The organism is Flavobacteriales bacterium (assembly GCA_016704485.1).
Taxonomy (GTDB): Bacteria; Bacteroidota; Bacteroidia; order Flavobacteriales_F; family PHOS-HE28; genus PHOS-HE28.
In genome coordinates this window covers 1538597-1563843 of the sequence record JADJAA010000001.1, presented here as the reverse complement: position 1 = coordinate 1563843, position 25247 = coordinate 1538597, and the positions used below count along the sequence as shown (strand labels likewise).

Annotated in this window: 20 protein-coding genes; 9 read left to right on the top strand and 11 right to left on the bottom strand. The window is 53.9% G+C overall.

The window, feature by feature from the left end; all coding sequences use genetic code 11:
- Positions 1–17 precede the first annotated feature (17 nt).
- Entirely contained in the window at positions 18–2102 is a 2085-nt protein-coding gene (locus IPF95_06560) for a RecQ family ATP-dependent DNA helicase (protein MBK6474358.1), read from the bottom strand.
- Between the two features lie 276 nt (positions 2103–2378).
- Between IPF95_06560 and dinD the strand changes: the two genes are divergently transcribed.
- The 6 genes from dinD to IPF95_06530 all read left to right on the top strand — a co-directional run bounded on the left by dinD (position 2379) and on the right by IPF95_06530 (position 9329).
- On the top strand, positions 2379–3281 hold the full coding sequence (gene dinD, locus IPF95_06555; GenBank protein MBK6474357.1) for a DNA damage-inducible protein D: 903 nt from the start codon (positions 2379–2381) through the stop codon (positions 3279–3281).
- A gap of 65 nt (positions 3282–3346) precedes the next feature.
- Positions 3347–5092 (top strand): T9SS type A sorting domain-containing protein, encoded by a 1746-nt coding sequence (locus tag IPF95_06550; GenBank protein MBK6474356.1) that lies wholly within the window; start codon positions 3347–3349, stop codon positions 5090–5092.
- Between the two features lie 114 nt (positions 5093–5206).
- Positions 5207–5551, top strand: a complete 345-nt coding sequence (locus IPF95_06545) for a hypothetical protein (GenBank protein MBK6474355.1) — start codon at positions 5207–5209, stop codon at positions 5549–5551.
- A gap of 177 nt (positions 5552–5728) precedes the next feature.
- Positions 5729–7201, top strand: coding sequence for a DUF2779 domain-containing protein (locus IPF95_06540; protein ID MBK6474354.1), 1473 nt, complete (start codon positions 5729–5731; stop codon positions 7199–7201).
- Between the two features lie 40 nt (positions 7202–7241).
- Positions 7242–7625, top strand: coding sequence for a hypothetical protein (locus tag IPF95_06535; GenBank protein MBK6474353.1), 384 nt, complete (start codon positions 7242–7244; stop codon positions 7623–7625).
- A gap of 129 nt (positions 7626–7754) precedes the next feature.
- The gene (locus IPF95_06530; GenBank protein MBK6474352.1) at positions 7755–9329 is read left to right on the top strand and encodes a T9SS type A sorting domain-containing protein; all 1575 of its coding nucleotides are present in this window, start codon (positions 7755–7757) and stop codon (positions 9327–9329) included.
- Positions 9330–9683: 354 nt separating this feature from the next.
- On the opposite strand, the gene IPF95_06525 is transcribed toward IPF95_06530, so the two are convergent.
- The 4 genes from IPF95_06525 to IPF95_06510 are packed head-to-tail and all read right to left on the bottom strand — an operon-like array spanning position 9684 to position 15650.
- Positions 9684–10979 (bottom strand): TolC family protein, encoded by a 1296-nt coding sequence (locus IPF95_06525; protein MBK6474351.1) that lies wholly within the window; start codon positions 10977–10979, stop codon positions 9684–9686.
- On the bottom strand, positions 10976–14074 hold the full coding sequence (locus tag IPF95_06520; protein MBK6474350.1) for an efflux RND transporter permease subunit: 3099 nt from the start codon (positions 14072–14074) through the stop codon (positions 10976–10978). The genes IPF95_06525 and IPF95_06520 overlap by 4 nt, the downstream gene beginning before the upstream one ends.
- The gene (locus IPF95_06515; protein ID MBK6474349.1) at positions 14071–15180 is read right to left on the bottom strand and encodes an efflux RND transporter periplasmic adaptor subunit; all 1110 of its coding nucleotides are present in this window, start codon (positions 15178–15180) and stop codon (positions 14071–14073) included. Before IPF95_06515 ends, IPF95_06520 begins: the two co-directional genes overlap by 4 nt.
- The gene (locus tag IPF95_06510; GenBank protein MBK6474348.1) at positions 15177–15650 is read right to left on the bottom strand and encodes a MarR family transcriptional regulator; all 474 of its coding nucleotides are present in this window, start codon (positions 15648–15650) and stop codon (positions 15177–15179) included. The genes IPF95_06515 and IPF95_06510 overlap by 4 nt, the downstream gene beginning before the upstream one ends.
- Positions 15651–16040: 390 nt before the next feature.
- Between IPF95_06510 and IPF95_06505 the strand changes: the two genes are divergently transcribed.
- Positions 16041–17093 carry an endonuclease/exonuclease/phosphatase family protein gene (locus IPF95_06505; protein MBK6474347.1) on the top strand — a complete coding sequence of 351 codons (1053 nt, stop codon included), beginning with the start codon at positions 16041–16043 and terminating at the stop codon, positions 17091–17093.
- A gap of 201 nt (positions 17094–17294) precedes the next feature.
- Positions 17295–17960: a ferritin-like domain-containing protein gene (locus IPF95_06500; protein MBK6474346.1), complete on the top strand. Its 666-nt coding sequence runs from the start codon at positions 17295–17297 to the stop codon at positions 17958–17960.
- A gap of 91 nt (positions 17961–18051) precedes the next feature.
- Here the strand turns inward: IPF95_06500 and IPF95_06495 are convergent, their stop codons facing one another.
- From IPF95_06495 to IPF95_06485, 3 genes are all read right to left on the bottom strand, one after another.
- Positions 18052–18813, bottom strand: a complete 762-nt coding sequence (locus tag IPF95_06495; protein MBK6474345.1) for a carbon-nitrogen hydrolase family protein — start codon at positions 18811–18813, stop codon at positions 18052–18054.
- A gap of 255 nt (positions 18814–19068) precedes the next feature.
- On the bottom strand, positions 19069–19656 hold the full coding sequence (locus IPF95_06490; GenBank protein MBK6474344.1) for a heme-binding protein: 588 nt from the start codon (positions 19654–19656) through the stop codon (positions 19069–19071).
- Positions 19657–19773: 117 nt separating this feature from the next.
- A complete protein-coding gene (locus IPF95_06485) occupies positions 19774–20337 on the bottom strand; it encodes a cupin domain-containing protein (GenBank protein MBK6474343.1) in 564 nt (187 codons plus the stop codon).
- A gap of 306 nt (positions 20338–20643) precedes the next feature.
- Between IPF95_06485 and nhaA the strand changes: the two genes are divergently transcribed.
- Complete coding sequence (nhaA, locus tag IPF95_06480; protein ID MBK6474342.1) at positions 20644–21834, top strand: Na+/H+ antiporter NhaA; 1191 nt, start codon at positions 20644–20646, stop codon at positions 21832–21834.
- 97 nt (positions 21835–21931) lie between these two features.
- On the opposite strand, the gene IPF95_06475 is transcribed toward nhaA, so the two are convergent.
- The 3 genes from IPF95_06475 to IPF95_06465 form a co-directional block, all read right to left on the bottom strand.
- Positions 21932–22471, bottom strand: coding sequence for a gamma carbonic anhydrase family protein (locus tag IPF95_06475; protein ID MBK6474341.1), 540 nt, complete (start codon positions 22469–22471; stop codon positions 21932–21934).
- Positions 22472–22583: 112 nt separating this feature from the next.
- Complete coding sequence (locus IPF95_06470) at positions 22584–22955, bottom strand: heavy-metal-associated domain-containing protein (protein MBK6474340.1); 372 nt, start codon at positions 22953–22955, stop codon at positions 22584–22586.
- Complete coding sequence (locus IPF95_06465) at positions 22952–25231, bottom strand: TonB-dependent receptor (protein MBK6474339.1); 2280 nt, start codon at positions 25229–25231, stop codon at positions 22952–22954. The genes IPF95_06470 and IPF95_06465 overlap by 4 nt, the downstream gene beginning before the upstream one ends.
- Positions 25232–25247: the final 16 nt, after the last annotated feature.

Sequence of the window (25247 nt, the reverse complement as noted above, 5' to 3'; positions counted from 1 at the left end):
GTCCGGTCTTAGGTCCATCAGGTATGGGAGGTGCTTGCTAGTGCGATAGGGTACACCAAGGTACAACCGGCCTGTAGCAGTTGTGCCGAAAGAATGGCAATGGTCCAGCCGGAATCCACCACATCGTCCACCAATAGCACAGGCCCTTCGGGCACCGTACCGATGGCGAAGGCGCCATCGAGGTTATGGCACTGGTGGTAGCGGTTCTGCATGGCTTTCTGCGCCTCGTTCTGGCGGGTCTTTTCCACCACGTTGTGGAACGGAAGTTCCAACTTGGCGGCCAATCGGCGTGCAAGATCGGGAACCAATTCCGGATGGCGAAGGGAGGGCACACAGGTCACCCACATTGGGGGCGGATCCGGACACCAGCGCTCGTTCACCATTTCGGCAAGGGCGTGGACGAGTTCGTCTTTGAAGTGTCCGTCGTGCTTCTGTTGCGCCACCAACTTGCCCCAACCGGAGTCGCCCCAACGGCAGAGGATCCTTCCGGGCTGCGGGCGCAACTCCAGCGGTATGTTGCCCTTAATGTCGAGCGCATCCAAGCCACCTGCGGGTAGTGCCTTCGGACAGGTGAGTACCATCTCCGCGCTGCGCAGAAAGGTAGCCGCGCGGGCCACTTCCGCTGGGGGCATGTCCGCCTTGAAGTGCTTGTCCAAGCAATTGGCGCAATGTCCACAGGGTGCATGCACGACATCATCCAAGGCCTGTTGAAGGAATTCCATGCGGCAGCCAGTGTGTTGCACGTAGGCCACAACTTGCTCACGTTCGCGCTCTCGTAGTTCCATGAGGCGCTGGATGTGCGCATGGTCCAAGGTGTAGGCCACCGGTGTGCGCTTCCACAGATGGTCCTGCAACACCACCGGCGCAGGGTCCTCCATGCTCAGGAATTTCAAGGCCTGTTCCAACTGCCCGTAGCGCAGGTTCATGGTCGGCTCCAGTTGCCGGATGGAAAGACCGTTGCCACCTTCTAAAGTCTTCAGTATCTGCAGCACATTCGACTCGTTCGGGAAAGCGTTCTCTTGAAAGTAGGCATGGATCTCAGCATCTTCTTCGCCATGTAGGAGTATCCCGTAGGCCTTCTCGATCGCCCTTCCGGCGCGCCCCACTTGTTGGTAGTAGCCGATGATGGAGCCGGGAGCTTGGAAGTGGATCACGAAACCCAGGTCGGGCTTGTCGTAGCCCATGCCGAGTGCCGTGGTGGCAACTAAGGCCTTGATGCTTCCATCGAGCAGTTGCTGCTCCAAGCGCTCGCGCAGATCGCCATCTTCGGTATCAACGACGGAGGCATGGTAGGCCCTTGCTTCGATCCCGTTCTGTTGCAACCATTCGGCAACGCGCTCCGCATCGCGCACGGTAAGGGTGTACACGATACCGGATCCGGGGAGCAGGGGCAGGTAGTGCGTCCGCCAAGCGAGGCGTGCGGCTTGGTCGGGGAGTTGCACAGCATCGAGCATCAAACTGTCACGCACTAAGGTCCCACGTTGTATGGTGAGGTCGCCAAGTTGCACCTTCAGATCGTCCACCACGCGTTGGTTGGCAGTGGCGGTTGTACCCAGTACCGGTAGGTTGGCAGGCAGTTGTTTCAGGATCGCGATGATGCGCCGATAGTCGGGCCGGAAATCGTGCCCCCAATCGCTGATGCAATGCGCTTCGTCCACCACGAGCATGCCGATGCGTCCAGCGATGGGCAACAGCACCTCGGCGATAAAACGTTCGTTGGCCAGTCGTTCCGGACTGATCAGGAGCACATCGGCTTCACCGGATACCACCTGCTCTTGCAGCGTCTCCCATTCATCCGTGTTGGCACTGTTGATGGTGATAGCCTTCAGCTCCATGCGCGCTGCGGCCTGCAATTGGTTGCGCATCAAAGCCAATAGCGGACTAACGATAACGGTGGGTCCATGCCCTTTTTCGCGCAGCAACTTCGCACTGATGAAATACACATTGCTCTTGCCCCAGCCGGTACATTGCACCACCAGCAAGCGCTTTCGCTCACGGACCAGGGCGACGATGGCTTCCAGTTGACCTTCCCTGAAGGTGGCCTTGGTATCCCCTACCGAACTCCGCAACAAGCGCAAGGCATCTTCCTCTAAGGTGCGCATAGGACAGGATCCATGGGTTTGTGGGGCGCTAGTAACATTGGGCGCTAGTTCGGGTCGAAGATCGTTCAAGTTCCCTCATCTTGGTTGCACCATGCCACCCTCATCTACAAATACACCGCTATGAAAGGTAGGCAATTTGTGAGATCATTGTGATTGTGGAGACGCCGAAGCGGTCGGCTCCTGAATTAAGGTTTTAGAGGATTGTAGTTAGCTTCATTTGTTGGTCCAAAGCCTGTATATTGTGCAAACCGCGTTGACGAGAAAGCGGTCAGCAGAATGAGTGAGTTACCGAACCCTACCCCGCCCAGCTTCGAAGAACTGAAGCAGGTCAATTCACATGGTGCCGAGTTCTGGAGTGCCAGAGCGCTGCAACCGTTGTTAGGTTATGACCAATGGCGGCGATTTGAACAGGCCATCAAACGGGCACAAGATGCGTGTAGAGAGTCAGGGAATGAGCCGACCGACCATTTTGCCGGCGCCGGCAAAATGGTCCCTCTTGGATCGGGCAGTGAGCGCCAGTTGGCCGATTTCCACCTCTCCCGATTCGCCTGCTATCTAATCGCCATCAACGGCGACCCTCGCAAGCCGGAGATCGCCTTAGCGCAGCAGTATTTTGTTGTGCAAGCGAGACGCCAAGAAGTGAATGACCAATTGGCCGCAGACAAAGAACGGCTGCAAATTCGCAAGCAAACAGCCGAAGAATTCAAAGCATTGAGCGGTGCTGCACAACAGGCTGGGGTGAACGGGCGCATGTTCGGTGTATTCCACGATGCTGGTTACAAAGGGCTCTACGGAGGTATTGGTAACGCACAGATCAAACAGCGCAAGGGCATCCCTGGCAAAGAGCAATTGCTGGACCGCATGAACGCAACCGAACTCGCTGCGAACCAATTCCGCATGACGCAGACCCGTGACAAATTGGCCCGGGAAGGTGTGCATGGGGATCAGCAGGCAATACGCACACACGAGTCAGTAGGCAAGGAGGTGCGTGATGCCATCCGTCGTATTGGTGGCACACTACCGGAGAACATTCCACCTGCCGAACACATTAAGAAAGTGGAAAAGCGATTGAAGACCGCCAAACCCAAATGGACTCTGGATGAGCGCGATGCGCACGGTCTGCGCGGGGGCGAAGAGCCAACGTCTGAAGAGCCTTCTCGGCTCCGGAGAACACGATGAACGAAGGGCGCTGTATCCTAGTATCTTCCCCCGCCGAACCCGATCTTCGGGCAGGCCATTGCACCATGATCCGAACACTCCTCCTCACTATTGCGCTGCTCGCGTTGGGCAGCGTACACGCGCAATGCATCAGCTGCGCGATCGATGCCACTTGTTTTGCCACGCCGGCCTACCCTACCCTGTGTCCGTTGCAACCACCCGATGCTACGGCAGGTGAAGCGTATGCAAGCGACATCACCTTTTGGTTACCGGCCAACTTCACCGATCCGGGAACGGGAATGAACGTCAACTTTTTGCAGATGACGATCACCAGTGTCACGGGGGTGCCCTTCGGCATGGAGCTTACGTCGAACGAACCGTTGGGCATCTACTATCCGCAGGTGAACCAGTATGGTTGCGCGCGGCTGTGCGGCACACCCATTGGAAGTGGCACGTACACCATCGCGATCAACATCATTGCACAGGTGGAAGCGAGCGGTTTCACGTTGAACGTGTCGCAGACGTTTGGTGTCACGTTGGTAGTGCAAGCGGGCAGTGGTGGAAATGCAAGTTTCACATTCACACCCAGCAGCGGATGCGGAAGTGCCGATGTGCAGTTCACCGCGTTGCTCGATGGCGCTCCGGCACCCACAAGTTATGCGTGGGACCTTGGCAACGGGAACACGAGCAACAGTGCCACGCCGAGCGCAAGTTTTGATACGCCGGGCGATCATGTGGTAGCGCTCACCACAACGATCGGCGGCTTCGTACTTAACGATGTAGTGCTGGGCGGCGTGAGCGACAATTGGTGCGGCGATGTAGAGGAACCATCGCTCTTCGGTGCGTGCACGGGCGATCCGGATCTGTACTACGTGCTCACCGATGGCAACGGCAACAGCACCACGAGTGGCACTGGAGACAACAGCACGAGCATGACCTGGAACGATGTGGGCCACCTCTTAGCGAACCCACCGTATTCGATCGCCTTCTTCGATGAAGATCCCGTGAGCCAGGACGATGACCTCGGCACGTTCAACATCCCGACCGGCAGCAATGGCGTAGTACCTTTCGCGTTGGGCAACGGCACCTTCGGCAGCCTCACCATTTCCGTGGTACCGCAATTGGTCTTCACCGATACGGATACGGTCCGTGTGTTCCCTGTACCCCAACTTTCCACGAGCTATGACACCGCCGCAGCATTGCTCTGCGCCACGGATACCATTCCGTTGACCTACGTCTGGTACAACAACGGCGACACGGTGCCCAACGTGAACGGCCCTTGCGTTCCCACGGATAGCACCGGCTTGTGGTGGGGTGTTGCAACGAATGCATTCGGCTGTACTGCTAACAGCGATACCATCGTGGTGTGTCCATCGGTCACCATTGAAGCAAGCGGACAAGTGCTGTTGGTTCAAGGCGATTTCGAGAGCTACGCGTGGAGCCTGAACGGCGTACCCTTGCCCGGCTCGGACGCCCCTTTCGTGGTGGCTGCAACAGGTGGGCAATACAGTGTTACCGTCACCACCGCAACGGGCTGCACGCTCACTACTGATTACATGTTGGTCATCACTGCACTCAACGAGGAAGTCGATGCGGAGATGATCATCGCCTTTCCGAATCCGAACACCGGGCGCTTCAACTTGGTGCTTCCATCGGACATGCACCAAGCGAGCATCAACGTATTCGATGCAAGTGGCAAGGTGTGTTGGAGCGGACAGCAGCGCAACACGCCGAGCCAAGCCATCCAGTTGCCCGATGCCGCAGCAGGTCGCTACCTAGTGGTGGTGCGTGCAGGTGAACGCGTGCGGACCTTGAGCGTGGTGGTGCAGTAACACGATCTCCCAACCGCAGATGGTGATCATACACTATACCTTCACCTCCGCATTCCGATAAGTTCGGACATGCCAACCGAAATACCGGAACCAAACCACGCAAAATTTCAACCGATGCGCACTTCCATTATCATCATTACCGTTTTCCTTTCTTCGCTCATCCAAGCGCAGACCACCGGCAAGATCCTGGTCATGTCCAACGTGAACGCCCAGGTGATGGTGGACAGCACCGCCGTTGGTGAAGTAGTGGCCGGCACGCCCTTCATGCACAATGCACCCGTTGGCGATCACATGGTACACGTAACCTATGGCACCGGCGAAAAAGCTGTGGTGCAACAAAAGGAAGTGGCAGTTGCAGCAGAGCAACTGAGTCCGTTGAACTTCATCTTCGAGCATAAGGAGACCGGTACCGGCACCGCTGAACCGGTGAAGGAACCAAAGAAGATCGATACCGAGTAGCGCAGAGGGACTACAAGTGCGTTCACCATTCACAACGTGCTTTCGAGCCTAGCCTCCTTGCCTCGCAAAAGACAGCGAACGCGGTCTCTCCTTCACTATTTCTATCTGCGTTTATCCCACCTTTAAACTCTGTCACTCCGGGCCCCGACCCGGAGAGCGTGCTATCAGTTCTCCCCCATGTCCCACCTACTCTCCAAAAGCACGTACATGCGGGGCAAGCAATGTCCCAAGGCGTTGTGGTTGTACAAGCACCGGCGCGATCTGTTGCCACCCATCGGTGCGCAGCAGCAGGCCATCTTTGATTCGGGCACGTCGGTAGGGTTGATGGCGCAGCAGCTTTTTCCAGGAGGAGTGGACTGTGCGCCGCCTTCGCCGTTCGAGTTCGCGCAGAGCGTGGTGGATACCGCAGCGGCCATTGCGCGCGGTGAGCGGGTGATCTACGAAGCGGCGTTCATGCGCGACGGTGTGTTGGCCGCGTTGGACCTGCTGGTGCATACGGCCGAGGGATGGAAAGCATTTGAAGTGAAAGGCAGCACAGGCGTGAAGGATGTGTATGTGCAGGATGCTGCGTTGCAGTACTATGTCATCTCGGGCAGCATCGCGTTGGCGGATGTCAGCATTGTGTACTTGAACAACAGCTATGTGAAACAGGGCGCGGTGGATGTGCAGCAGCTCTTCAACCGCACCTCCGTACTTGCGGAGGTACTGCGTGAGCAAGCGGCGATACCCGCGCGCATCGAAGCGCTGAAACAGGTGGTGCAACAAGAGCAAGCACCCGTTGTCGACATTGGTCCGCAATGCGATGCACCCTACCCGTGCGACTTCAAACCACACTGTTGGTTGCACATTCCGGAGCGGTCGGTATTCGAGCTAACAGGTGCTACTGAACAGAAATGGTCGTTGTACCAACGGGGCATCCTGAAGCTGGTGGACATTCCGGAAAATGAAAAGCTCAGCGCTGCACAACGTCGGCAAGTGAATGCATGGAAAAGTGGCGAAGGACACATCCAGCACGAACCGCTACACCAGTGGTTGGCGGCGCTGGAATACCCGGTGCATCATTTCGATTTCGAGACAATGATGCCGAGCATACCGCTCTATGACGGCACACGTCCGTTCCAGCAGATGCCCTTCCAATACAGCTTGCATGTGCAGTCCGCACCAAGTGCACCGGCAACGCACCATGAGTTCCTAGCGGATGGCACCAGCGATCCACGCGAAGCACTCGTGCAGCAATTGCTCAAGGACATTGGTCCAACGGGCGACATCCTCGCGTACAACGCAACCTTCGAACGCATGGTGCTGCGCGATCTAGCGCGCGACCTTCCACACCATGCACCAGCCATCCAGCAACTACTACCGCGCATCAAGGACCTGATGGATGCCTTCAGACACGGTTGGTACTACGCCCCGCAAATGAACGGCAAGTACGGCATCAAGACGGTACTCCCTGCCTTAGTGCCAACACTCAGTTACAAGACCCTCAACGTGCAGGAAGGCGGCACCGCCAGTCTGCGCTTCACGCAACTCGCCAGCGGCACCTACACCGGCAACGTACCCCAACTGCGGACCGACCTGTTGGCCTATTGCAAGATGGATACGCTTGCGATGGTGGAGGTGTTAGGGGTTCTTCAGCAAGTAGTGCTTTAATTCTTCGCGGCGCAGCAGTTAGGCAGGTAGCGGTGCAGTGATGATCCAGTTCTTTTATGTGCGTCACAGCAGCTCGGCAGGCAACTGTGCGTGGCGATCCGGTATCCGCGCGGCAGCCGCCCACTGCGGGCTCGTAGGCGTGAAGAAATTCCAGTACGACATCTGGGGCGATACGGTGAACACGGCAAGTCGTATGGAGAGCAGCGGTGAGGTTGGCCAAGTCAACATCAGTGAGGCGACCTATGCGTTGGTAAAGAGCGAGCCTGGACTTACCTTCACTCCAAGAGGCAAAGTTCAAGCGAAGGGCAAGGGTGAAATGGAGATGTACTTTGTTACGAACCAAGAGCCAGCAGTAAATGCTATCATTGTAAAAGAAGATCCCGGAACGAATATCTGTTATAACGCTAAACGATATTGGCATTGAGGAAAACCCGTTAGCAGATCGAATGTTCCCATGAACACATCCGATGCAGCCCATACTCGCGCATAGAGCCGAACTGTTACCAATTTACTTACGAAAGCTTTTTATATTCCCAAGCAAAACCCACACACCATGAACTACGCAGCAACAACCCTTTGCGCATTGTTCCTCGCACTTGGCCCAACAACATTCGCACAACCCGGTAGCTTGGATGCCAGTTTTGATGGAGATGGAAAGGTGACTACCGATTTTGGATCCATGAATGCTCAAGGAGCATCTGTTGCAATTAGGCCGGACGGAAAGCTGGTCGTAGTCGGAACAGTAACGAACAATTCGCTTTTCGCTTTCGGTGCGGTCGGTTACAACGTTGATGGTAGCCTCGACACTGATTTTGGGACCAATGGGAAGGTGGCTACCAACATGGGACTGAATAATGCCTCCGTATATGCAGTAGCGGTACAATCGGATGGAAAGATCATCATGGCCGGAGGTGCTTACATTGGCTCTACGTACGTCTTTGCGTTGGCACGGTATAACCCGGATGGCACCCTTGACACCAGTTTTGGTACGGACGGTAAAGTGACAACTGCCGTTGGAAGTGGAGGGCCTGCTGAGGTCGGATCACTGGCGATCCAGTCGGATGGGAAGATCATAGCTGCAGGGGGTGCGTACGAAGATGTGTCACAAATTGTAAGCGGGGTTTTCGCCCTGGTACGTTACAACCCGGATGGAACGCTCGATACCGACTTCGGTGTTGACGGTAGATCGACAACGGAGTTCGGTTATAATTTTGCCCGCATTCGATCAGTCGCCATTCAGCCGGACGGGAAGATCGTAGCGGTGGGCGTTTCACACTGGTCTCCGACCTTTGACATCGCACTGGCCAGATACAACGTTGATGGCAGCTTGGACAACAGCTTTAGTGATGATGGAAAATTGACCACCGATCTGGGTTATGATCAGGGAAACGGCAATTCAGTAGTGATCCAGCCGGACGGGAAGATCCTGTTGGCCGGAAGCATCGGTTCTGGTTCAGCAAGTGATTTTGTTTTGATCCGCTATAACACCGATGGCACGCCTGACACGGATTTCGGAACGGACGGCCATATTACAACTGACATCGCGGGCGGATTCGATGATACGGGCAATTCTGTCATCTTGCAGCCGGACGGGAAAGTGTTGTTGGCAGGGACTTCCTATAATGCTGCAAGTACCGATTTTGCATTGGTCCGATACAACGCGGATGGAACGCCTGATCCAGATCTTGGCTCGGTCGGTATCGTGATCACCGACTTTAACGGTTTCGATGACATGGCCAATTCGAGTGCGCTTCAACCGGACGGCAACATCATTGTGGCCGGATACGCGAACGATGGCACCGACTATGCGTTTGCAGTAGCGCGTTATCTCTCTGGGCTCAACGTGGGTATTATTGATCTTTCAGTCGCCAATGATAATGCCCTGATCTATCCGAACCCTATTGGAATGCACGCAACGTTGGAGTATACGTTGCAGCATGCCGAGCGGATCAGCATCCATCTACTCGATATGCAGGGCAGAACAGTTCACACGTTCATTGAGGGGCAGGAACAAGCGTCCGGTTATCACCAGCAAAGGATTGAACTACCCGAAGCACTCCCAAGCGGCACTTACCTTATCGCTATTTCTTCCCCCAAGGGAAGGCTTACGGTGCAAGTCGTGAAGTAATAGGATCGCTGAACTAATTTGATATGTTACCGCATGCTTTCATCTCGAAGGGCATGCGGTAACCTGCATTGATGCCGGCTAAGTGATCAGGTGAAGATGGCCTCGCCGAATTAGCGGTCGGGATCCATGTTCACACTATGCATGCAGATCGCATGGATAGGATCACGACCTTCGGCCATTTACCATTCACTCGCCCTCAACTTCGCTCCGTAAGACCAGTTCATTCGAAGGGAATAGCAAGATGTTTATGTTCTTAGTGAAATAAGGTTGAGGAGAACAAACCCAGCAACTCGCGAAAATCGGTAGCGCATTCAACGCATGGAGAACCGAAGAATGAAATATATGCCGAGAAGCCTACGGCAACTCCCCAGCCAACCACTTCAACTGCAGTTCGGCAAGCTTGGCTTCGTATTGTGCGGCAAGCAAGCGTTGTTCCGCAGTGATGAGGCCTTGTTGCACTTCGCGTAATTCCACTGCGGTGATGGCACCGAGCCGGTAGCTCTCCAGCGCCACGTCCGTTTGTGTGCGTGCACCACTGAGGTTGCTTTGCTCCAACGCAACACGTTGGTTGGCGGTGGTGTGATCCGTCCATGCGTTGAGCAGACTTTCCTCCAACATCAGTTCCGCTTGTTCGGTGCTGATTGCGGCTTGCTCGCGGGTCAGTTTCGCAACTTGCATTGCCTTGTTGGCCTGTGCTCCATTGAAGAGCGGAATGTAAATGCGTGCGCCATAGTCCGGGCCGATGCTTCGGTTACTTTGCAAAAATCCTACTGCGGAAGTGGACTTCGTGTAACCGTAGTTGCCGAAGACATCCACCTGAGGAAGTAGTGCTCCACGCAATTGCTTCACGCTGAAGTCCGCCGCGATGCGTTCTTGCCGTGCGAGTTGTAGTACACTGTTCGCGTTACGCGCAGCTTGTTGGATCTCTCCGAACTCCATCGGCTGCGTGGATGGAATATCCGTACCGAGTGCGAGCTCTGTTGCTGGAGCATTTCCCATCAATGCATTCACACGGGCCACCGCAGCGGATTCCTGCACCAGCAGATCCAACACGGCAGCACTGTCGGCGCTCTGGTCGAGTTGCGCTTGCACCACGGCAAGACCACTGGCACTTCCGATGCGCTGTCCGGCACGAGCGATCTCCAGCCGTTCATCGGAAATGCGAACACCTTCGCGTTGCACAGCGATGCCTTTCCGCAGTTGCACCACCTGATAATAAGCGGCGAGAACATCGTACACCGTGGCTTCGATCTCCTGCCGCAAACGTGTTTGGCCGATCAGTTCCAATGCTTCCAAGCGGTCCTTCGCGGCGAACATGGCAAGGCCATCGAACACGGTCCAATTCAGTTGCACAGCGCCATCGAGCACACGGGAATCGGCATTGTCCGCCTCGCGCACTTCGCCACTGAAGAAGGTCTGCTTAGTACTGCTGTTGTCCACGCTGTAAGAACCCACAGCATCCACGGTCGGCAGCATACCTGCTTGTCCTGCGTTGTTCAACAATTCCGCGCTGCGCGCATCCAACCGCGCTAGGCGTATACCGTGGTTCTGTTCCACAGCGATGCGTACGGCATCATCGGCAGTAAGCATTTCCTGGGCGAAAAGGCCCGTAGTGCAAAGCGCAAGAAAAAGAGCGATCGTATACTTCATGCGTTCGCGTTGTGTTCGTTAAGCAGTGTGTCCTCTCCTGCCGCATCCGTGCTTTTGTTCTCACGGCTCAAGTAACTGTAAAGTGCAGGCACCACATAGAGCGTAAGGATCAGTGCGAAGAGCAATCCGCCGATGATGGCGACACCCATGGGCACACGGCTTTTCGCTGCGGCACCAAGTCCCAGCGCAATGGGGAGCGCACCAAGACTGGTGGCCAAACTGGTCATGATGATCGCCCGGAAACGCTGGGCAGCAGCGTCGATAACAGCTTCCATTTTCTTGAGACCGGCCTCTTTGCGTTGGTTCGCGAATTCCACGATGAGGATACCGTTCTTGGTGACCAGCCCCACGAGCACGATGATACCGATCTGCGAGAAAATGTTGAACGTGTGCCCACCGATCCAGAGTGTCATCAGCGCACCGGCAAAGGCGAGCGGAACGGTGAACATCACCACAAGCGGATCGATCCAGCTTTCGAACTGGGCGGCAAGTATCAGGAAGATGAGCACCAGTGCAAGCAGAAGTGCGAACAGCAAGCTGTTGCCGCTTTCGGCGAATTCCTTGCTCACACCTGCCAACGCAGTGCTGAAGCTGTCATCCAGCACCTCTTCCGCGATGCGGTCCATTGCCGCGATGCCGTCACCGATGGTGCGGCCCTCGGCCGGTTTCGCACTCACCGTTGCGCTCACGTAACGGTTATAGCGGAAGAGCTGTGGCGGCGTGCTGCGGTCGGTGGTACGCACCAGATTGTCCAGCTGCACCATCTGGCCTTTGTCGTTGCGGACGTACGCACTGCTCAGGTCGATCGGTGCCGCGCGGTTGTCACGTGTGGCCTGACCGATCACCTGGTACTGTTTGCCCTGCATGATGAAATAGCCGTAACGCTGTCCGCTGAAATAGAGCTGGAGCGTTTCCGCGATATCGCGCATGCTCACACCCATGGCCCGTGCCCGATCGCGATCGATCTCCACGTTGAGTTCCGGCTTATTGAACTTCAGGTTCACATCCACCACTTCGAACATGGGATCGGCACCGGCCTTTTCCATGAAGGTAGGGATGACTTTTCGCAAACTTTCGAAATCAGGTGCTTGTATCACATACTGCACGGGAAGGGTCGTGAAGCGCGATCCGCCGATGGTGGGTTCCTGGATCACGAAGCTGCGTGCCATGTTGAAGCGCTGCACCTTGCCCATGATGTCCTTGGCGAGTTGATCCTGCGTCTTCGTGCGTTCGCCGGGCTGCACCAATGTCACGCGCACGAAGCCCGTATTGGTGGAAGATGCGGTGCCGAAGCTGGGAGCTGTAACGCTGATGAGTGCCTGCCGTTCGGGCATTGTATCCACCAGTTCGATCACGTTGCTCAAGTAATCGTTCATCAGTTCGAAGCTGGTTCCTTCCGGAGCTGTGCTCATCACCATGAACCTGCTCTTGTCCTCATCCGGGGCCAGTTCGCTGGGGATGTTGATGAACGAGATCACCACCATACCAACGCTGACGAGAATGATCGGGAACACCAACCACCGGTTGCGGAGGAAGGCTGAGAGTGAACGTTCGTAACCGCTGGACAGGTTCTCGAAGAACCGTTCCGTAACTATAAAGAAGCGGCTATGCTTGGTCTGGCGCTTCAGGAAGCGCGCGCTCATCATCGGTGTGAGCGTGAGTGAGACCACTGCGCTGATGATCACCGCACCAGCGACCACTACACCGAACTCCCGGAACAAGCGACCCGTGAGACCGCTGAGGAAGATGATCGGAAGGAACACAGCGGCGAGCGTGATGGTGGTACTCACGATGGCGAAGGTGATCTCCGCACTGCCTTTGCGACCGGCCTCCATGGGATCCATGCCGCCTTCGATCTTGCTGTAGATGTTCTCCAACACCACGATCGCATCATCCACTACGATACCTGTTGCGAGCACGATGGCAAGCAGTGTAAGGATGTTGATACTGAAGCCCGATGCCCACATGATGAAGAAGGAACCGATGAGCGAGATCGGTATGGCGAGCACGGGAATAAGCGTAGTGCGCCAGTCGCGCAGGAACACGAAGATCACGAGCACAACCAGTCCGAAGGCGATGAGTACAGTCTCTTCCACTTCCACGATCGCAGCGCGGATACCTGTGGTGGTGTCCATGGCAACACTGTAACGCAGATCCTCGGGCAGGTCCTTCTTGATCACTTCCACACGCTTGTAGAACTCATCCGTAATAGCCACGTAGTTGCTGCCGGGCTGTGGTGTAATGGCGATCGCGACCTGGGGAATGCCACCATTCCCACGCAGCAAGGAACGTTCGTTCTCCGGGCGTAGTTCGGCCAGACCAATGTCGCGCAACCGTACTACACGACCTTCCTCTTCGCGGATGATAAGGTCGTTGAACTCTTCTTCTGTCGTAAGGCGTCCGGAAGTTCGGATGCTCAGTTCGGTATTGAATCCTTCGATGCGGCCGCTGGGTAGCTCCACGTTCTCGCGGTTCAGTGCATTGCGCACATCGATCGGTGTTACTTGGAAACCGGCCATCTTCACCGGGTCCAGTTGCAGCTTCATGCTGAACTTCTTCTCCCCCCAGATGCGGATATTGCTCACGCCGGGAATGGTCTGAAGTCGCTCCTTGAAAATATCGTTGGCGATCTGTGTCAGTTCAAGCAGATTACGCTGATCGCTCTGTACGGTCATCGCAACGATAGGACTGCTGTCAGCATCGCTCTTCGCTACGATGGGTGGATCCACATCCGCAGGCAGATCGCGCAAGCTGCCGCTCACCCGGTCGCGCACGTCGTTGGCTGCGGCCTCCAGGTCAACGTCCAATTCGAATTCCACGGTGATGGTGCTTCGGCCATCGGCACTCACACTTGTAAGGTTGCGGATGCCGGCGATGCCGTTGATCTGCTCTTCGAGTACCTCAGTGATCTGGCTCTCCACGATATCGGCGTTCGCACCCACGTAGTTGGTAGTGACGGTGATCACCGGCGGATCAACGCTCGGGTATTCGCGCACGCCTAGGTAGCCGAACCCGATGATGCCGAACAGCACGATGATGATCGAGATCACCGATGCGAGCACCGGGCGGTTGATGCTGACGGTTCCGATGTTCATTTTGCACTGTCCGTTACCACCGTTGCGTTCATGGATGTCGATGAGATCGCAGAAACGGGCATGCCTTCTCGCACTGCAAGTATTCCCGTAACCATTACCGAATCACCGACCTGTGCGCCGCTTGTCAATTGCACAGTGTTCGCACTGCGGATGCCGGTCTTCACACGCAGGCTCGCAGCCTTGCCATTCTTGATCACGAGTACTTTTTGTCCTTGGATATCCGGGATCAATGCTTCAGCAGGAACAACGAGTGCATCGCTGATCCGATCCAAGCGCACGTCCACTTTCGCGAAGGATCCAGGGAGAAGATGACCATCCTTGTTGTCGCTGCGTGCACGCACTTTCACGGTGCGCGTCGTAGGGTCCACACTCGGATCCACGGCATAGACCTTACCGACATACGTAGCCGTATCTCCTTCCAATGAGAAGCTGATCGCCGTACCGGGTTTCATCATCCGACCATACCGTTCCGGCACTGCGAACTCGATCTTTATTGGATCGACCTGTTGCAATTTGGCGATCATGGCGTTGCTGCTCACATACCCTCCTTCGCTCACGGAACGCAGTCCTACTTTCCCATTGAACGGTGCGCGGATGGTGCTCTTCGCGATGCGTGCGCGCAGTTCATCCGCTTCGGCCTGCAAGCCTGCGCTCTGGGTCTTTGCTGCATCGAACTGTTCTTGACTGATGCCGCTCACCGCGAGCAATTGTTCCTTACGACCGCTATCATCCTTCGCCAATTTCAGGTTCGCTTCCGCTTTGCGCAATTGTGCTTGCAGCTCATCATTGTTGATCTGCACCAGCACTTGTCCTGCTTTCACGTTCCCCCCTTCCGTAAAGCCGATGGAGGTGATCCGTCCGGCGAGTTCGCTCACGAGATCCACTTCTTCATTGGCCATTAATGTGCCGGTGGTCACGATCGCATTGTCCAAGTTGGATGGCTTCAGCACGTGTACCTGAACGGCCATCGGTGGTCGTGCACCTCCCTTCTCCATGTTCTCATCGCCGTTACTACAGGCTGTGAAAAGCAAAGTGCCAGCGAATGCGAATAGCGCGGTGGCGATGTGTTGGGAGGAGAAGGGAAAAAGAGATGATCGGCGATTCATTTGGGAAGCTTCTTCGAATAGGTCATAGGTGCGGGTTCCATTCCATCAGTGGGCATGCGTTCCAGCATTGCCTGAACGTCCTTGATGAATTTATTCCTGGCGTTGTCGGTCATGGGGCCCATGACAAGATCGTTCACTTCGGTGTATGCTTTCTTGATGGCCTTCACCACCGGCTTGGCCTTGGGCAACAAGCGGATGTGGTGCTTGCGGCGGTCGTCCGGGCAGTTCACCCGTTCCACGTAGCCTTTTGAGCTGAGCAGATCCAACGCCCGCACCATGGTCACCTTATCGACCATAAGCTGCTCTGCGATCTCCTGTTGGCTCATGTGTCCATCGCTTTCGGCAATGGCGATCAGCACAACGAACCAGCGATCGAGGTCATACACTCGCATGCGGTGCAGCAGCTGCGTGTAGTACCGCTGCGTTAGTACAGCGAACCAATGGCCCAAGGGTATGTGCGTTCCGTTCACGGGTACAAAGTTCGGAATGAAACTGTTACATTTGTAACTATTTCATGAAATGATCGTGAAAACTTGTGAATGCAATAGGTCCTCGAGCAGTTCCACATCCTAAATGCGAAGGACTTCGGAACGATAAGCCCGATCCCGGCAAGCCATATGGTAGAGGGATCCGCGCGATGTTCGCGAAGTAGCGGTTGTTAGAGCTACGAGAAACCCCAAGATCATTTACTGAACAAGACAACGAAGGAGCGACTGAACTGATACTACATATCTGCCGACTTGGCGTGGTATCATCAACAGCCCTGCTTTGTTCCGGGAAACCACTCCTAATTTAGCGGACCTATTGACCACGTTTAAGGCATAGTATGCCGCATCCTTTTATGATCCATACGTTAAGCAATGCGCATTGCATTTGAGGTCCTCGCGGTGGGGTGTATCGTTTTTACGTTGCTTCCCTTCTTGCGCTATGAACACTGGTTGATCCGGATGTTCGACTTTCCAAGGTTGCAGATCTTAGTACTTGCCACCGTTGCTATTACTGGAATGCTCGCTTATTACACTGCATTGACCACCGTGCAATGGATCATCGCGGGTATTACGGTCATCGCGTTCCTCTTTCAATTAAGCCGTATGCTACCTTATACCGTATTCGGTAAGAAACGCGCGCAGGATGGAATTGCGGGCAATGGGCGATCCGTGGTTTCCATCATGAGTGCGAACGTGCTGATGACCAATTCGGCACACCACGAACTCTTGGCGTTGATCGAGCAGGAGGACCCTGACATGGTACTCACCTTGGAAACGGATAAGCACTGGGAAAAATCCCTTTCCGTCCTTGAGAAAGACCGACCCTATACCTTGAGATGCCCGAAGGATAATTTATATGGCATGCACCTCTATTCACGGCTGCCGCTTCATGATGGGGAGATCCGGTATTTGATCGAGGACGATGTGCCCTCGGTACGTACGGAAGTGGAATTACCTTCTGGTGAGCGTTTCACCTTTTATGGCTTACACCCAAGGCCGCCAGCACCAAAAGAGAATGAGACGTCCATAGAACGGGATGCTGAGCTGATCGTCGTGGCCAAAGAAGTAGAGCAATTGAACGGTGCAGTGATCGTTGCAGGAGATCTGAATGACGTGGCCTGGTCGCATACATCGCGGCTATTCCAACGCATCAGCAGACTATTGGACCCCCGCATGGGTCGGGGCTTCTTCAATACGTTCCCAGCTCAATACATGCTCCTTCGTTGTCCATTGGACCATGTATTCCACAGTACCGATCTTCGGTTACTGAAGCTCCATCGCGCCGGCCCTATCGGTTCCGATCATTTCCCGATCTTCATTCAACTTGTCTTGGCTCCGGGAGCGGACAATGGCAACACACCGCCGAAGCCCGACGCGCAGGATCGGAAGGAGGCAAACAGAAAGGTTGCTAACGGAACTTCCTAGTAAAGCATTATTGGGCCGTTGAAGAAATTACCCGATCTATATCCGCAATGTGCAACAATCGCACACCACGGTGTGATCCACTGCGGTTGCTGTGCGTTCATTATCCTCCAAAATTTCAACACTTCCATGTACGTGCACTGCGTGTGGCATTGAACGGTATAGGAGTTGGATGTCAATTGTTCAACCAAATCCACAACAACAATGGCAAGCAAAAATAAACCGACCGGTCTACGTAAACTATTCGAAGATCTATTGGCTGATATCTATTACGCAGAAAAGAAAATAGCATCGGCTCTAAAGACCATGACGAAAGAGGCGCAGGATGGCAAATTGTCGAAGGCGTTCGAAAGTCATCACAAGGAAACACAAGTACAGATCGACCGTCTGGAGAAAGTCTTTAAGCACTTGGACTTACCTGTAAAGGGAAAGAAGTGTGAAGCGATCGAAGGATTGCTCAAAGAGGCAAAAGAACTGATGGATGAGTTCAAGGACGATCCAGCATTGGATGCCGCTTTGGTATGTGCTGCGCAAAAGGTGGAACATTATGAGATGGCCAGCTATGGATGTCTTGTCACCTACGCGGAAGAACTAGGTCTTTCCAAAGCAGCCGATCTGCTCAAGCAAACATTGAAGGAAGAACATGGCGCTGACGAAAAGCTGAGTCAGTTAGCAGATCCTGCATTGAACCGTGCAGGTGAGAAAGAAGGAACGAAGAATAGCACCTCGGCTCCGCTCGGCGCACTCGGGAAGAAGAAAGCGAAGAAAGAGGTGAAGAAGCGCGCCAATCCGAAGAAGAAGTCCAGTAAACGCAAGCCAGAGAACATCAATAAGATCAAAGAAAAGAACACACCAGCAATGGTAGGTTAGGTGGTGGACTACCCTTAGAGGACCGGCATGTTGATTCATGTCGGTCTTCGACATTTCGTGTCAGCTCATTTCAAAAAATGGTTGTCCATGATCATGGCAACTGAACTTTGGTAATGATCATTTTCTCCTTATTGCCTTCACATAGATCAAGGATCTTATCAGCGGGGTGCGTAATTTGGGAACGACCGGACAATACACTTCTGGTTCCGCCTGCTTCCAAAACCCCAGCTGCGTTGCAGTATACGAATACGATGTTGTTCTCGAACGCTCTGGTGGTGCAAAGCGAGTCGATCAAATGGATCTCTTCCTTCATTGCTTCAGCATCTTTTGTGGTACCCTCCGGGAATGACCAATAGGTTGGCGAGATCACCAGCTGAGCACCTTGTGCATTCATCGCTGCAAAGAGTTGTGGGAATGCAATATCCCAACACACAATTAGACCGACGTTACCGAATCGGGTTGGGAACACCGAGGCAAGTGTACCCGGCGTTATTGCGATCTTCTCGGTCTCCCATAAATTCACTTTACGATAGACCCCTGCAACGGTGCCATCGGAATTCAGGTAACAGGCTTGGTTATACAATGCACCGTGCTCTTGAACGGTCCATGTGCCAGGCACTAGATCGATCGCATACGTGGCGGCCAACCCCTGCATGCGTTCCATGTAGGCCGGAGCATGTTGCACGAAAGCGGTTTGCCCGGTCAATGGGCCACAAATGGCATCTTCAGGAAACACGATAAGGTTCGCGCCTTTCTTCTTTGCTTTCGCAACGAACTCTTCCATCCGCTCCATGTTCTTCAACGGATCGCTCGGTGCGATGTTCATTTGTACCACTGCTATATTAAGCTCCATCAGATAAGTTCAATGTTCGATCATAAGTGCAAACCAAAGGCCACAGGTCAGGCATTGCAATATTACTCGCTACCGTATTCTTTCAACGTATTCAACCCTTACCCGACCTCGAACATTGCCACGTTCAACTTCAGGTAGCAAAGCAAATGAATGAGACAAGGCCATAGGAAACCATCGCACGGTCTCCGATAGTCGCCAGAAATTGGTTCTGTATGTCACCATTAGGCGATCCTTCGTCCGACACGCACTGATAGATTAAAGCTGCACATCAACCACCACTTCATTCCTTCTACCGAACAGTTTGAAGGGAGGGTCGTAACCCAAGAAGCTCCACTGACCGGAATGGCTGATTCCTTCCTCGGTGAGGCGTTGGAACAGTTCGTTCTTGTATTGCTGGATCTTTTCATCATTGGCAGAACCACCGAATGTGATCGCAGCAACGGTGCGTTCGCTCTCTGTTGTGAAACGTACCTGCGCGTTGGTGGGTGTGGGCAATTCATCAAGTGTGTATTGGGCAGGTACCAGGAATTTCATGGTCACGTTGCTGTCCATTTCCATCACCACCGGTGAGGTCATCGCGAACTTCTGCTCGCGTGCGTTCCCTCCGAAAATGTAACCTGCGAGCATCCGGAACCCTTCACTGGAACTTTCCGCATAGGTCTTAGCATCCATCGTTACATAGATGAAGTTGGCACGCTCGTATCTGCGCACTTCAATCCCGTCATAGGCCTTGTCCACGCGGTAGGGGTATACCTCAATTCCCTTCACTTGGCTTTGCGCCCAGAGCTGGGAGATGGCAAACAGCACAAGCAGTATGGCCAATACGATGTACACGATCTTCATTGTCCGGTTGGGGTAGAGGGTATAGGAGCATAACACCCCAACGGTTGGTTTTGTTCCTGAATTCCTGACGGAAAGTGAACAGGTCCGCGTGGAGGATGCTACTCAAGAACTGTTGGACTACTCCACCTGCAACGGCGGCCCCACCACTTCCATGCCATGTGCGCGGAACACGCGGGCCACTTCTTCCTTGCTCGGTGGCAAGGTCCATTGTGCGGTCTCTTGGAAAAATGCTTCCATATCACCAGCCGGTTGGTAGGTGACCAACATCCGTGCATGATCGGTCAATTGAATGAATGCGTGCGGCACACCACGCGGAAGGAAAATGGTATCACCAATGCTGGCAGGAAAGTGTTGTTCGCCCACTTGGAAGCGGTACTTCCCTTCCAACACATGGAAGTATTCGTCCTGGTCGGCATGGATGTGCAGCGGTGGACCACCATTCGGGCTCTTACCGATCTGTTCGAACACGGCCAACCCACCATCGGTATCCGCACTGCCGATCTTCATGTCCAGCGTATTGGCCGTAACACCTTTCATGGTAAGGTGCTTGCCGTTGCGGGCTTCGCCGGAATGCGTAATGAAGCCGTTCTTGATGGGCATGGTGATCAGGTTGGACGCATTGGAAAGCGTGGCAAGCACGGTCGTGACGAACACGCTTAGAACGAACCGACGACGCTGCATGATGGCTGTGTTTGACACATCAATATTAGGTGATCGACCGTCGACAGGCATATGATCCCTTCAACCAAGCTGATTCTGCATTCCATATGACATTACCGAAGAGACCATTCTACGGGGTCACTGGGTCTGTGCCATTCAATAAATACCTCAGCGCAGATACACTACCACTCGAACATCCGGTATCTGCTAGCTTTGCACGCTTCTGAACGGCACGGTGTACCGCTTTGATCCGCTCGTTCGATCCGAAAGCAACCTGCCGCAATTCCTTCTACGCACGTTGGCCGCCACGCCCAAGGAAAAAGAATAATGAAGCTTACCAAACTATTCAAGGAGTTCTACGAAAGCGAGAAAGCCGGTGGCATTGTATTATTGATCGCTACCATTCTTTCTCTTGTGCTTGCCAATTCTACGGTGGGTGCCAGTTATATAGCGCTTTGGCAATTCGACATCAATGGCCACTCGGTGGCACATTGGATCAACGATGCGTTGATGGCGATCTTCTTTTTGTTGATCGGTCTGGAGCTGGAACGAGAGGTCTACATCGGTGAACTATCCAAGATCAAGAATGCTTCGCTACCGATCATTGGTGCGATCGGTGGATTCGTTCTGCCCGCATTGATCTTTCTGGCCTTCAACTTCGGCACGGAAACCAGTTCGGGTGCGGGGATCCCTATGGCTACGGATATCGCCTTCGCCATCGGAATTTTGTCGTTATTGGGAAGTAGAGTTCCCACGTCACTGAAGGTATTTCTAACGGCCTTGGCGGTGATCGATGATCTGGTGGCGATCATCGTGATCGCGATCTTCTACACGAAAGCATTGGTGTTCGGGGATCTGATGATCGCGCTATCCATTTTCGCCGCATTGGGTGCACTGAACCGGTTGAAGGTACAGAACCTGATCCCTTATTTAGTAGGCGGGGTGTTCATGTGGTACTTCATGTACAATTCCGGTGTGCATGCCACCATCACGGGTGTGTTGTTGGCATTCGTGATCCCGTTCGGCAAAGGTGACGAAACGTCTTCTTCCTATGTACTGCAGCATGTGCTGCATAAGCCTGTAGCGTTCGTGATCTTGCCGCTTTTTGCCTTGGCGAACACGGCCATACTCATAGCTCCTGATTGGTACAGCGGCCTTGGTGAGCCTTATAGCATCGGCATCATAACTGGTCTAGTGATCGGCAAACCGGTGGGCATCTTCCTGCTTACGTTCCTCGGCGCTGCAATAGGGTTGTGTTCCTTACCCAAAAACCTGAGGTGGTCGAACATTCTTGGCGCGGGACTTTTGAGCGGCATCGGGTTCACCATGTCCATATTCATAACGCTATTGGCGTATCAGGATAATGACCTGATCAATGGATCGAAGATCTCGATCATCATCGCTTCGAGCATTGCGGGCGTTGCAGGGTTCGTTTTCCTACGCTTTACGTTGAAGGACCGAGGTGAGGAGAATGAAGAGAACGATGATGAGGATGAAGTGCAGGTTTCAAGGGCATAAATCAGACCTCTAAAGCTGGCGTCATTTCTTCGAGCAAGTAGGCGAGCAGTTCTAGATCATCATATTGGCCACGGCCCGGAACTTCAGTCTATATTCTTCATTCTCCATTCTCCATTCCCGAAGGGTTCTTGAACCACTCCGCATACATCCTGTAATTATTCGCGATGCGTTCGATCTCGTTCTTGCTGAGATCTTCACCCACCGTGCGGATGCGTTTAGCGGGGACACCAGCCATTAAGGAACCGGGTTCAACGATCGTGTTCTGCAACACCACTGCCCCTGCGGCTATGACAGATCCTTCACCGATCACGGCATTGTCCATGATGATCGCTCCCATACCCACAAGCACTTTGTCATGTATGGTGCAACCGTGAACGATCGCATTGTGCCCGATGCTGACATCGTTACCAATAGTGAGACCAGTGCGTTCATACGTGGCATGCAACACGGCGCCATCCTGAATGTTCACGCGATCACCGATGCGGATCGAATGCACATCGCCACGTACCACGGCATTGTACCACACACTGCAATGATCGCCCATGATGGTGTCGCCGATAACGACAGCTGTTTCAGCGAGGAAGATATCGGCTCCGAAGGAGGGAGTGAAGCCGCGAACGGATCTGATGATTGACATGGCGGGAAACGAATGGAACGCAGATAACGCTGAAAAAAGGGCTGAACGCAGAACCTGAATTTAGTGGATTATTGCAGGACGCGAGCAATCTAAATTCTTCATTCTACATTTTTCATTTTTCATTCCTTTCAGGTGCAACTTTTCCGCAGCCTTCTTTCTGGCAGCACTCGGGAAGTTTGGCAAATGCCTTTTCACTGCCGGGTACGCCGTCCGCTCCGTAACCGAGATCGATCAGTGCGGTGCGCAGATCCTCCGGCGTGTTCTTGCGCGGATCGTATTCCACGTTGACTGCACTTGCTTCCAGATCGACGACCACTTTTTTCACGCCTTTCTCGTAGATCATGTTCTTTTCGATGGTCTCCTTGCACATGTCGCATACCGTGGTGGTCTTGATCACGAGTTGTTCGGTCTTCTTCTTCTTGGTATCCTGTGCATAGCTGTTTACCGTAAGCAGTGCGAGGAATAGGATGATCAGCTTTTTCATGGAGTAATCTGTGTTTGGTTCTTGGGTTTTTTAGCAATGTTGAAACGAAGTCCGCCGTAGAGCATGGCCTTGTTCGTTGGCCCCCAGATCAGGGACGCGTCAAAATATGGGCCATACGGATCATTGGCAGCAATGATCTGTTGGTTCTGAAGTGTACTTGTAAGATTCTCCCCACCGATGTAGAACTCCCATGTACCTACAGTTCTGGAGATCTGCGCATGCATCGTGGTGTATGCCGGGGAGCGTTCCGCGAACCGATATTCTGCAGGATTGGAAGCGGTGTTCGGAATTCGTCCTTCGCCGAAAAGGTTCAGAGTGATATCGAAACGCCACTTATCCTTCAGGTCGGAATAGGCCAGATCGATGAGGCCGCGATGGCTCGGTGTGAAAGGACGTTGACGCATTACGCCATCGTATGTCGTTCGCACATCGTAATACCGGTAGCTCACTTTGAAATCGAACCGACGGCCGAGTTCAACTTGGATATCGGTGAGCAAACTGTTCGCGTACGATGGTCCATCGAGCATGTAGAACGCAATGGTCTGCGGACTGCGATCCAGATCCGTGACCAATTGTTCCACGAATTCCGTGCGGTAAAGATCCACACCGAATACCCACTTGCGATCGAGCATTTTGAACTTGTGCAGGAACGAAGCACCGAAGTTCCACGACCGTTCCATTCCCAACGGACCTTCGATCACCACCGTACGTGAACTGGCCAGCACACTTGAATTCTCGATCAACGGGTTCGCTGTTCTGAACGCATGGCCCAAGGAAAAGCGCAAGTTGGTAAGTGGTCCGAAGTCGTACTTCGCATGCACCCGCGGGCTTACTGTATTGCCGTAAACTGAATTCGCATCAGCTCGAATGCCAGCGACCAATGCCAATTTCTCACGTTTGCGTGTGTACTCTGCGAACACACCAGGCATGCGCTCCGTACGTCCGAAGGTGCTATCAGCAGCGGTCATGTTCGGACGAAAAGCCTCAGAATAATCATCGAACTGGAACGTAACGCCTGCTTTCAATTGATCCGTTCCTGTACCGAGCAACATTTGATACACCGCACTCGCATACAAGCTTTCCTGCGTACCGGTATAATTGCGTTCGCCGAAGAGTGAACCCACATCATGTTTGCGTGCAGTGAACAGGAACCCGATGCTCTTCGAAGGATCGTTCTTGAACACGATCCCGTGCTTACCGAACACATCGATCATTTCATTGCGGATGTTCACGTTGTACGGCGCGTGTACCAACACATCGCTGAGTGTATCCGCAGTGCGTGTTGTAACTCCGCCGATCCGTTCGTCATACACATACCGAGCACCCAACTGAATGGTGCGTCGCTCTGTACGGTAGAGCCAGCGGTCCATGACATTGATCCGTTTTGATCGTGGCGAATCCAGGAACCCATCCGCATTCTGATCCATGTCCTGTTGGAACAGGTTACCGTGGAGCATCAGGATATTGTCGCTGTTCTTCCCGGTGGATTGTGCCGTATGCACATTCGCCTCGGCCCTTCCCTGTGAGTTGCCGTAGAGGTTGATGAAGAGCGGACCTTCAGCAGCAGGATCGCGGAGGCAAAGATCGATCTGGCCTGTCATGGCATTGGGACCATTCACAGCGGTGCCGATCCCTTTGCTCAGGTTGATATCCTGGATCCACGTACCGGGCAGCAGTGTAAGCCCGTAGTTCGATGACAAGCCACGGATGAACGGCAGGTTCTCCATGCTGATCTGTGCGTACCTCCCATCCAGACCGAGCATGCGGATCGTCTTCGTTCCGGATACGGCATCGGCGTAATTCACATCGATGGTTGCGTTCGTCTCAAAGCTTTCGCTGAGGTCGCAACACGCAGCGCGCTTCAATTCCTTCTGTCCGATGGTCTCCAGATTGATCGTTGTGCGCGAATTGAGTTGCGTACCACTCACGCGTTCCACCACCTCTGCGCTTTTCAATTCCTGCACAGCTCCCAGCGCAACGCGCAATGCTTTAGTCGGTGTTACATCGAAGTTGAGGGTATCATTCCGGAACCCAACGGCTGCGACCACCAGTTTGGCAGGCCACGCATCAGGTTGTGCGATGGCAAACATTCCATCAACATCCGTAACAGCGGAAACCGTTGTTCCTAGCCAACCAACGGAAGCGCCGGGAATGCGTTCCGTACCCGAGAGGCTTTCACCAAGTACTTGACCTGTGACGGTCGGTTGTGCGTGTGCCAACAAGCTCCCGAAGAGCAGCGGCACGAGTAATAATCCTATTCGTTCGTAGTGAAACATGATCGTTCATTTCAAA